We start from the raw sequence: 7,020 nt of genomic DNA on the forward strand, positions 1-7,020 counted from the left end.
AAGCGCTATCCGTCAGGGAGTCGGCGCGTAGGTGTTCGGGGTCTGCACCTGGTCGCCCGTCGGCGCCGAAGTGCCGTGACTGGTCGCGGGCTGCGGAACACCCTGGGCACCGCTGGAAGCGGGCGTGGGCGTGCCGTGCGGCGTCCCCTGCGGCGCGATCGGCGTGCCCTGGCTGCCCTCGGGCAGCGGGGCACCCTCAGTGCCTTCCGGAACCTCGGCGCCGTTCGCGGCGGGAGCGGCCTGCGCGCCTTCGGGAGCCGCCGTGCCCGGAGCCTGCGCCGGGGCGGCGGTCGCCGGGCTGTTCTGCGCGCCGTACGCCGTCGACGGTGACGAGCTGCTCGAGCTCGAAGCCGGCGGCTGCGTCCACACCAACAGGTCCCGGCCGCCGGCGTTGTACACGACGCTGTCGGGGCTGGCGCCGGTGACGTCGAAGTACACCTTGCCCGACGTCTGCTGCCCCTGGGCGATCGTCGACGGGTTCACGCCCTGCGGCGTGGCGACGCCGAACAGCGCGCGGTAGGTCTGGCCATCGGCGGCCCTGGCGTTGAAATTGGACACGATCGGTGTCGCGGAGCCCTGCACCGCCTGGTCGGTCGCGGTCGCTTCCCACAACGTCCCGGCCGCGTGGTACGGAATGGCGTCGCTGCTCGGCTTGAGGCCGGTCACGGTCCAGCCCTGGACGACGGCCCCGTCGACCAGCTTGCCCTGGCTGCCAAGCGTCTGGGTCTGCGCGGCGGCCTCGCTCTGGGCGGCTTCGACTTCCGCGGCTGCGATCGGCGCGGCGATGAAACCCGCGGTCGCGGTTGCGGCAAATACGCTGGTGATCTTTGTCATCTTCATGATGTGCTCCTGACTCGTCCGACAATTGGGATGGTCACCGAAACCGAAGCTATCAGGTTGCTGTGAATTTGTGGATTCCGGATCAGCTGAAGCCATTGGGGTTCGGCGCCGTCGACTCATGCTGTGGCAATTGCCTTTTCGACAGCGCGATACAGCTGGCGTTGTGTTTCACGGAGATCAATGGGGAATAGCAAACGCGTATGCCGACCGGGGAGGCAATTAACCTCAAATCAAGCGGGAATCAATTCCACACTCGCAAGCGCCACAGCGTCGTCACGTTCGGGCGCCGTGACGGTCGCAACGAAACCATCGCCGTTCTGCCAAATTCGGGCCTTCAGCGTCTCGCCGGGAAACACGACGCCGGCGAAGCGTGCGCCGTAACTGCCGAGCCGAGCGGTGTCGCCGTCGAGCAGCGCGTCGACCATCGCCTTGCAGGTCATCCCATAGGTGCAGAGACCATGCAGGATCGGCCGGGGGAAGCCGGCCGCCGCAGCGAAGTCCGGATCGGAGTGCAGCGGGTTGCGGTCGCCGCACATGCGGTACAGCAGCGCCTGCTGCGGGGACACGGAAATCGACAATTCGTGGTCGGGTGCGCGCTGCGGCGGTTCAGACGACGTCGAGGGTCCGCGATCGCCACCGAAGCCGCCCTCGCCGCGGGCGAAGATCGAACGTTTCTGGGTCCACAGCGGTGTGCCGTCGGGCGCGGTCACCGTGGTCTCCGACCAGATCACCGCGGCCTTGCCCTTGTCCCAGATGTCGGTGAACCGGGTGACCGCGATACCGGTGCCGGCCGGGGGGATCGGTCCCGGAACCGACACCGCCTCGCTGGCGTGCAGCACCTTCGACAGTTCGATGTCGATGCCGGGGAACTTGACTGTCGGCGGCTCGGTCATGTGGAAACTCTGCGCGACGTTGCCGAATGTCGGTAGCACCTGCGGAGTTTCGTCGGTCAGGTAGCGCAGCTCGCGCTTGTCCATCGGGTCGGTGCCCGCGCCCAGCCCGAGGTGGTAGAGCTGAACGTCGCTGCTGGTCCAGGAAAACTCGGCGGCCGGAAGCTCGGCACCCAGTGCCTCGTCGAGATTGATGGGCACCGTTACTCCTTGCCGGCCAGGTGAAGAGCTGCCAGGTATCCGAACGTCATCGCCGGGCCGATGGTGCCGCCCGGACCGGGGTAGGTGTGTCCCATCACCGGCGCGCTGACATTACCTGCGGCATAAAGGCCTTCGATCACGGACCCGTCGTCGCGCAGCGCTCGTCCGTGCACGTCGGTGACCACACCGCCCTTGGTACCCAAGTCGCCGGGCACCATCTTGGCCGCGTAGTACGGCGGATGGCTGATTTCACCAAGGTTCGGGTTGGGCTTGTTGGTGGGATCGCCGTAGTAGCGGTCGTACGCGCTTTCGCCGCGCCCGAAGTCCTCGTCCTTACCGGAGCGCGCGAACCCGTTGAAGCGCTCGACGGTCGCCTTGAGCGCCTCGACCGGCAGACCGGTCTTCTCGGCCAGCTCCTCGAGAGTGCCGGCCGTGACGATGACGCCCGACTCCAGCCACTTCTTCGGAATACGTTGTCCGGCTTGCAGTCCGGCGAAGATGTAGCGGTCGCGGTACTGCTGGTCGAAAACCAGCCACGCGGGGATGTTCTCCCCGGGTCCCGGCCCCTGCCCGTATTGGCCGCCGTACATGTGGTGGCACGCCTCCACGTAGGGCATCGACTCGTTCATGAACCGCTTGCCCGCCATGTTGACGATGATCGAACCCGGCGAATTGCGTTCCGACAGCGCGAACCACGGCGCGTCCACCAGTGGCACCGTCGGGCCCCACCAGGCGTCCTCCATGACGTCGAGCGCGGCTCCCAGTTTCTCGGCGGCGATGATGCCGTCGCCGGTGTTGGCTTTGGCGCCGACGGTCCACTCGGTGGTGATCGGGGCGCGCTGGTACTTCACCCGCATCTGCTCGTTGTGCTCGAAGCCGCCCGAGCCGAGGATCACGCCGCGGCGCGCCCGAATCAGCTGCGGTTCAGCGCTTTCCGGCGCAGTGGCGTCACGGACGTAGATTCCCCGGACGACACCGTCCTCGACATACAGGTCGGTCATCGCGGTGTTCAACCGCACCGGCACACCGGCCTTCTGAAGCCCGATACGCAGCGGGGCGATCAACGCGCGGCCCATTCCGACCAGGTTCTTGCCGGTGGCATTGGCCCATACCGAGCGCACACCGACCTTGAGGCTGCGCAGCAGTCCGCGCGGGTGCCGCTTGAGCTGGTTGAGCCGGACGTAGTCCTGCTGCATCACGACCATGTTCAGCGGCACCTTGCCGTATGGCGGTTCCAGGCCCGCCAGGTCAGCGCCCAGCTTCTTGGCATTGAACGGCTTGGGTTCGACCGAGCGGCCCGTGGGCTTGCCGCCCGGCGTCTCGGGGTAGTAGTCGGAGTAGCCGGGCACCCAGCACAGCTTCAACGGCGAGTGCTCGAGCACGAACGACAGCATCTCCGGGCCGCGGTCGAGATAGGTGTCGATCTTCTCGGCGGGGACGACGTCGCCGATGATGTTGTGCAGGTACGTGCGGGCGGCCTCGGCGGTGTCCTTGACGCCGTCGCGCTCCAGAACCTCGTTGTTCGGGATCCACACGCCGCCGCCTGACCGCGCAGTGGAACCGCCGTAGTGCGGAGCCTTCTCGACGACTACTGTGGAAAGTCCCTGGTGGGCTGCGGTGAGCGCGGCGACCATGCCGGCCGCGCCGCTCCCCACCACGATGACGTCGTACTCCTGACCAGTCATGTAGAACACGTTATAGAATCGCCCGGCGGACCCACAACCGCGCCGGTCAATACGACGAGGGGACTTAACCAGGATGCTCAGCGACCAGGTGCGCCAGGAGCTCGCCGCCGACCTCGCACAGGCCGAGCGCAGCCGGGTCCCGATCGCGCCGCTGACCGACGGGCATCCGGACATCGACGTGGTAGACGCCTACGAGATCCAGCTGATCAACATCCGCCAGCGCGTCGCCGAGGGCGCCAAGGTCATCGGCCACAAGGTCGGGCTGTCGTCGAAGGCCATGCAGCAGATGATGAACGTCGACGAACCCGACTACGGACACCTGCTCGACGAGATGGCGGTTCACGAGCACACGCCCGTCAAGTCCGCGGACTACCTCTACCCCCGCGTCGAAGTGGAGGTCGGTTTCATCCTCGCCGACGACCTGCCCGGTGCGGGCTGCACCGAGGACGACGTGCTGGCCGCGACGGCGGCGTTCGCCCCGGCCATCGAGCTGATCGACACCCGCATCAAGGACTGGAAGATCAAGCTCTGCGACACCATCGCCGACAACGCCTCGTCGGCAGGGTGGGTGCTCGGCGAGGGCAGGGTCTCGCCCAAGGACATAGATATACGGGCCATCACCGCCACTTTGACCCGCAACGGCGAGGTGGTGGCGAAGGGCCGCAGCGATGCGGTGCTGGGGAATCCGGTGACGGCGGTGGCCTGGCTGGCCCGCAAAGTGGAGAGTTTCGGCGTCCGCCTCAAGGCGGGCGACATCGTGTTGCCGGGATCGTGCACGAAGGCGTTCGACGCCACCCCCGGTGCCGACTATGTGGCAGATTTCGCCGGGCTCGGCTCGGTGCACCTCAGTTTCGAATAGGAGCGTCATGCCCAAAGCAAGCGTCGCCATCGTGGGGTCGGGCAACATCAGCACCGACCTGCTCTACAAGTTGCTGCGTTCGGAGTGGCTCGAACCACGCTGGATGATCGGCATCGACCCGCAGAGCGAGGGACTGGCCCGCGCCCGCAAGCTCGGGCTGGAGACCTCGCACGAAGGCGTGGATTGGCTGCTGGCGCAAAGCGACAAGCCGGACATGGTGTTCGAGGCCACCAGCGCCTACGTGCATCGCGACGCGGCGCCGAAGTACGCCGAGGCGGGCATCCGCGCGATCGACCTGACCCCTGCAGCGGTCGGGCCCGGGGTGATCCCGCCGGCCAACCTGCGCGAGCACCTCGACGCGCCGAACGTCAACATGGTCACGTGTGGCGGGCAGGCCACGATCCCGATCGTGTACGCGGTCAGCCGCGCCGTCGAGGTTCCCTACGCCGAGATCGTGGCGTCGGTGTCGTCGGCGTCGGCGGGGCCGGGCACGCGCGCGAACATCGACGAGTTCACCAAGACCACCAGCAACGGCGTCCAGGTGATCGGCGGCGCCCAGCGCGGTAAGGCGATCATCATCCTCAACCCGGCCGAACCGCCGATGATCATGCGCGACACCATCTTCTGCGCGATCCCCGAAGACGCTGACCACGACGCGATCGCGCAGTCGATCCGCGACGTCGTCGCCGAGGTGCAGACCTACGTGCCGGGCTACCGGTTGCTCAACGAGCCGCAGTTCGACGAGCCGTCGGTCGTCAACGGCGGCAACCACGTCGTCACCACATTCATCGAAGTGGAGGGTGCGGGCGACTACCTGCCGCCTTACGCTGGAAACCTGGACATCATGACGGCCGCGGCCACAAAAGTGGGCGAAGAAATCGCCAAGGAAAGTCTCTCCATGACGGGAGCGCAGGCATGAGCACCGACGGCATCTACTTCAACCCGATCTGGGACGTCCGGATGACGGACACCTCGCTGCGCGACGGTAGCCATCACAAACGGCACCAGTTCACGAAAGAGGAAGTGCACGCGATCGTTTCGGCGCTGGACGCCGCCGGTGTGCCGGTCATCGAGGTCACCCACGGCGACGGCCTGGGCGGTTCCAGCTTCAACTACGGCTTCTCCAAGACGCCGGAGCAGGAGCTGATCAAGCTCGCGGCGGAGACGGTCACCGAATCCAAGATCGCCTTTCTGATGCTGCCGGGTGTGGGCACCAAGGAGGACATCAAGGAGGCGCAGAACAACGGCGGCTCCATCTGTCGTGTCGCCACGCACTGCACCGAGGCCGACGTGTCGATCCAGCACTTCGGGCTGGCCCGCGAACTGGGTCTGGAGACCGTCGGCTTCCTGATGATGAGCCACACCATCCCGCCGGAGAAGCTCGCGGCCCAAGCCCGCATCATGGCCGACGCCGGCTGTCAGTGCGTCTACGTCGTCGACTCCGCCGGTGCCCTGGTGCTCGAGGGCGTGCGGGACCGCGTCGCGGCGCTGGTCGCCGAATTGGGTGACGACGCGCAGGTCGGTTTTCACGGCCACGAGAACCTCGGCCTGGGCGTGGCCAACTCGATCGAGGCGGTGCGGGCGGGCGCCAAGCAGATCGACGGGTCGTGCCGCCGCTTCGGCGCGGGTGCGGGCAATGCGCCTGTCGAGGCGCTGATCGGGGTGTTCGACAAGATCGGCGTCAAGACCGGCATCGATTTCTTCGACATCGCCGACGCCGCCGAAGAGGTGGTCGCTCCCGCGATGCCGGCCGAGTGCCTGCTCGACCGCAACGCGCTGATCATGGGCTACTCCGGGGTGTACTCGAGCTTCCTCAAGCACGCGATCCGCCAGTCCGAGCGCTACGGCGTGCCTGCGCACAAGCTGCTGCACCGCGCCGGCCAGCGCAAGCTGATCGGCGGCCAGGAGGACCAGCTCATCGACATCGCGCTGGAGATCAAGCGCGAGATGGACGCCGCGGCGACGGCCGGCTGACCCGGCGGGCCTACCCTGCCGAACACGCCGTCTGTCCTGGGGCTTGTTTAGCCTTCCCCGGGGACCGGTTACGCCTTCTGAGAGCGGCCACCAGGTCGCAGACTGAAGGAGTGATTCGATGAACCTGTCCGCAACGACCGTGCGACGCGGCCTTTACGGCATGTTCGCAGGGGGCCTTCTCGCATTCGGTTCCGCCGCGATCATCGCGCCGGTTGCCAGTGCGCAGCCGGCCCCGACGCCCACCCACGACTCGTGCAGCGTGAGCGCGATCGCCAACACCTCGAGTACGGTGTCGGCGTCGACCAGCACCTACCTCGCCTCGAACCCCGAGGCCAACGAGGCGCTGACCAAGATCGCCACGCAGCCCCAGGACCAGGCCACGCAGGCTTTCCGCACCTACTTCGAGCAGAACCCGCGTGTCGAGTCCGAGCTGAAGGCGATCAACGAGCCGGCGGCGACGCTCTCCAGCCAGTGCGGCATTAAGGTGACGCCGACCCCGATCTCGGCCGCCTTGACTGACGTCTGATCGGCAACGCTCATCGCGCCGACCGTAAGGCCGGCGCGATGAGCG

General features: G+C 67.0%; 7 protein-coding genes. 4 read left to right on the plus strand and 3 right to left on the minus strand.

What is annotated here, in order from left to right; all coding sequences use genetic code 11:
* Positions 1 to 12: 12 nt before the first annotated feature.
* The 3 genes from A5663_RS20360 to kstD form a co-directional block, all read right to left on the minus strand.
* Positions 13 to 840: an MPT63 family protein gene (locus A5663_RS20360; RefSeq protein ID WP_068153427.1), complete on the minus strand. Its 828-nt coding sequence runs from the start codon at positions 838 to 840 to the stop codon at positions 13 to 15.
* Positions 841 to 1,070: 230 nt separating this feature from the next.
* Complete coding sequence (locus A5663_RS20365; RefSeq protein ID WP_068153431.1) at positions 1,071 to 1,931, minus strand: MaoC family dehydratase; 861 nt, start codon at positions 1,929 to 1,931, stop codon at positions 1,071 to 1,073.
* A 2-nt stretch (positions 1,932 to 1,933) separates the two neighbouring features.
* A complete protein-coding gene (kstD, locus tag A5663_RS20370; protein WP_068153464.1) occupies positions 1,934 to 3,616 on the minus strand; it encodes a 3-oxosteroid 1-dehydrogenase in 1,683 nt (560 codons plus the stop codon).
* Positions 3,617 to 3,689: 73 nt separating this feature from the next.
* Here kstD and A5663_RS20375 point away from each other — a divergent pair, with 73 nt between their 5' ends.
* The 4 genes from A5663_RS20375 to A5663_RS20390 all read left to right on the plus strand — a co-directional run bounded on the left by A5663_RS20375 (position 3,690) and on the right by A5663_RS20390 (position 6,975).
* Positions 3,690 to 4,475, plus strand: a complete 786-nt coding sequence (locus A5663_RS20375; RefSeq protein WP_068153434.1) for a 2-keto-4-pentenoate hydratase — start codon at positions 3,690 to 3,692, stop codon at positions 4,473 to 4,475.
* 7 nt (positions 4,476 to 4,482) lie between these two features.
* On the plus strand, positions 4,483 to 5,394 hold the full coding sequence (locus tag A5663_RS20380) for an acetaldehyde dehydrogenase (acetylating) (protein WP_068153439.1): 912 nt from the start codon (positions 4,483 to 4,485) through the stop codon (positions 5,392 to 5,394).
* The gene (gene dmpG, locus A5663_RS20385) at positions 5,391 to 6,449 is read left to right on the plus strand and encodes a 4-hydroxy-2-oxovalerate aldolase (protein ID WP_068153443.1); all 1,059 of its coding nucleotides are present in this window, start codon (positions 5,391 to 5,393) and stop codon (positions 6,447 to 6,449) included. Before A5663_RS20380 ends, dmpG begins: the two co-directional genes overlap by 4 nt.
* Before the next feature lie 118 nt (positions 6,450 to 6,567).
* Entirely contained in the window at positions 6,568 to 6,975 is a 408-nt protein-coding gene (locus tag A5663_RS20390; protein ID WP_068153446.1) for a hemophore-related protein, read from the plus strand.
* Positions 6,976 to 7,020: the final 45 nt, after the last annotated feature.

This window comes from Mycobacterium sp. E740 (assembly GCF_001672895.1).
Lineage (GTDB): Bacteria > Actinomycetota > Actinomycetes > Mycobacteriales > Mycobacteriaceae > Mycobacterium.